At 57.0% G+C, this 2,412-nt stretch carries 4 protein-coding genes; all 4 read right to left on the minus strand.

Going from position 1 to position 2,412, the window contains the following annotated elements; all coding sequences use genetic code 11:
* Positions 1 to 2: 2 nt before the first annotated feature.
* The 4 genes from HMPREF3227_RS11105 to HMPREF3227_RS11120 all read right to left on the minus strand — a co-directional run bounded on the left by HMPREF3227_RS11105 (position 3) and on the right by HMPREF3227_RS11120 (position 2,075).
* On the minus strand, positions 3 to 824 hold the full coding sequence (locus HMPREF3227_RS11105; protein ID WP_066513084.1) for a hypothetical protein: 822 nt from the start codon (positions 822 to 824) through the stop codon (positions 3 to 5).
* A 159-nt stretch (positions 825 to 983) separates the two neighbouring features.
* Positions 984 to 1,547 (minus strand): DnaB-like helicase N-terminal domain-containing protein, encoded by a 564-nt coding sequence (locus HMPREF3227_RS11110; RefSeq protein ID WP_197429531.1) that lies wholly within the window; start codon positions 1,545 to 1,547, stop codon positions 984 to 986.
* Positions 1,537 to 1,887 (minus strand): hypothetical protein, encoded by a 351-nt coding sequence (locus HMPREF3227_RS11115; RefSeq protein WP_066513091.1) that lies wholly within the window; start codon positions 1,885 to 1,887, stop codon positions 1,537 to 1,539. Before HMPREF3227_RS11115 ends, HMPREF3227_RS11110 begins: the two co-directional genes overlap by 11 nt.
* Positions 1,884 to 2,075, minus strand: a complete 192-nt coding sequence (locus HMPREF3227_RS11120) for a helix-turn-helix domain-containing protein (RefSeq protein WP_066513093.1) — start codon at positions 2,073 to 2,075, stop codon at positions 1,884 to 1,886. The genes HMPREF3227_RS11115 and HMPREF3227_RS11120 overlap by 4 nt, the downstream gene beginning before the upstream one ends.
* Positions 2,076 to 2,412: the final 337 nt, after the last annotated feature.

Below are 2,412 nucleotides of genomic sequence, written 5' to 3' on the forward strand. Positions count from 1 at the left end.
AACTAATCAATGCACTCTAAAACCGGAAGAGCCCCTATATCGTCTGGGTTGTCTGCCAGGTTGAGGCGGGCGCGCTCGTGGTACTGCTCGATGATGTAGGTTTTCACTTCCTCAGGAAGGGTGATTACCGTCCGCTCCGGAAACGCTGGCACCTTCACCTTGTGATCCCAGACAGTGCCGCCTTTGCCTAGCTCATCTTCCGCACGTACCGGAAGGAACAGGAAACGCTGCGGAAGGCCACTAGCGCCATGCTTCAGCAACTCTTTCGCGTTGCGTGGCTGCACTTGCACGGTCACGCCCAAGCGGTAACTGTGCCGCTCCAGGCGGGGTGTCTTATCCGTCTTGTTCCCGAAACCGATAGCTTCACTCATAGCCGCCTTCAGCAGTGTTTGGTTAAGGGTGGCACCGCTGCGGCCTCCGAGCGCTGCCATGTTGGTTATCTCGGACTCATGCAGGATCGCCCGCTGTATCGGTGGTTCCCCTTCAGTCTCCGAGACGAAAGCCGCAGCCAGGCCTTCGCCTGTTCCCGCGTCTAACTCTTTGGTAGTCACGGGGAAATAGCCAGTATCGTGCAGGTCTAACACTTCCTCCGCTACGGCATACGCAGCGCCTTTACCCTGCCCAGAATGACCCGCAATAGCAACCATCAGGTTAAGGGACGCATAGCCGCCGATAAGCGGGGGCAACACGAGAGCAGGCGGGGTGGCTGCAATCACTTTGACCATGCAGAAACCTAGCACCGCCCACGGGCTTGTATTGCGCTTTACCGCCCCCTTATAGATCATCTGCAACGCGGTGCGAGACTCCCAGAATGAACTAGACATGATGGTCACCTCCCGACTTCCCGGCGCGCCGGGGTGCATCAGACTGCGGGGCGATAAGGTCACGGTGACCTCCGGCTAGTGGTGTCATGCGGGCCGCAGCACGGGCACGGTTCTGCAGGAAGTAGCGCACCCACTCCCACTGTTCTTTAGGCTGCTGGGTCACGCTGTCACCTCCAGCCCGGCGCGCAGAGCCAGGGAAGGAAGGAAGCCAGCATCATGCAGAGCACGGGCCATATCGTCCGCAGAGCCTTCCGCAGACTCCACTAGACCGGCTCCGGCTGTGCGCATAGCACGGCGCAGGCGTTGCACCTTCAGCCCGTCTGCCAGCTCCAGGACTCCAGACCAGGAAGGCGGTACATGCGCCCCTGTGGTGGCCTGTATCAGCGCGCTGGCTGTGTTGCCGTGGGATAGCTCCCCAGTGCCCTGCAGGCGCAGCTGCACCACCGTGGGGTGAACTATGGCATCAGCTTCACTCCGGCTTTCCATCTCATGTGCTGCTGCACAGATATGCGCGTAGATAGTCCGGTGGTGACCATCGTAAAAATCACGCTCATCTACCCGGGCCGCGATCTCCAGCACCCGGCGCGCAGGAAGCATCATGAGTCCAGCAAGTAGTGCGAGCTCTACCCGGGCTGTATGGTTGGCAGTAGATTCATTGTCGGTTTCTACGTTGAGCGCCTGTTCCACTTGCACCGTGGGGTGGGCGTTTTCGTTACTGTGCATCGGCATCGTCGTCTCTCACCGCATCAGCCGCAGGGGAACCACCTATATAGAACTCCCTTACAGGGCATCCGTTAAGTAGTTCCGGGTTTTGCAGGAAGTAGCCGTAACGCTCATGGTGGAAATACACGGGCACGCCATTGCTGTAGGTTTCCGGGCAGTTGTGAATCCCCAGGGCTTCTAGTTCTCGCGAAATGAATGCTTTAGCAGTATCACACTGGGCTTCCAAATAGTCAGAGATTTCTGGGTACCCCGTAGCCCAGTCTTTAATCCCGTCGAAATGCAGGCACACGAGTTCCCGCAGAAAGATCAGGCGATCCTTTGTCGTGGGCTGTTGGTTCACGCTACGCCCTCATTCCACTTGTTGGTAGGGGTGAAAATTGCGTCTACATCATCAGGGCGCAGGCGGATCGTCCGGCCTGCGCGGTAGGCGACCAATCGGCCTTCCGCGATGTAGCGGCGTAGGGTGCGGATGGAAATCTTTGTGTACCTTGACGCATCGTCTAGCGTCATCATTTGTTTTTGTGTCATAAGACAATAATTCCGCTATTAACCCCCCATGGCAACGATTGTCACAGTTCAGGCCGAAAAATAAGCACTCGAAATAAATGTCACCTAATGTCAATGGGACTTCCACGGACTTCCACGGACTTACTGAAACAAACTGAAACCTGTTGATACGAATCAGGGTAGTTAGGTAAATCACAGCCCAAACTTGAATAAAATTCCAGGCCCATCATTCACCCACGCCAGACACGGGCCCGTTACTGCCCCTCCCCATCAGTCACACTGACGCGTCAGGCGCGCCGGGCTGTGGACGTAACAAGTTCAACGTGGGGTTGCCCGCAAATCGTGGACACGTAGTGGA

Origin of the sequence: Corynebacterium sp. CMW7794 (assembly GCF_001563605.1) — a bacterium.
Lineage (GTDB): Bacteria > Actinomycetota > Actinomycetes > Mycobacteriales > Mycobacteriaceae > Corynebacterium > Corynebacterium phoceense.

Excerpts from the sequence above, each read along its gene's own strand:
- HMPREF3227_RS11110 (WP_197429531.1), bottom strand. The coding sequence starts at position 1,547 with ATGCACAGTAACGAAAACGCCCACCCCACGGTGCAAGTGGAACAGGCG.
- HMPREF3227_RS11105 (WP_066513084.1), bottom strand. The coding sequence starts at position 824 with ATGTCTAGTTCATTCTGGGAGTCTCGCACCGCGTTGCAGATGATCTAT.
- HMPREF3227_RS11120 (WP_066513093.1), bottom strand. The coding sequence starts at position 2,075 with ATGACACAAAAACAAATGATGACGCTAGACGATGCGTCAAGGTACACA.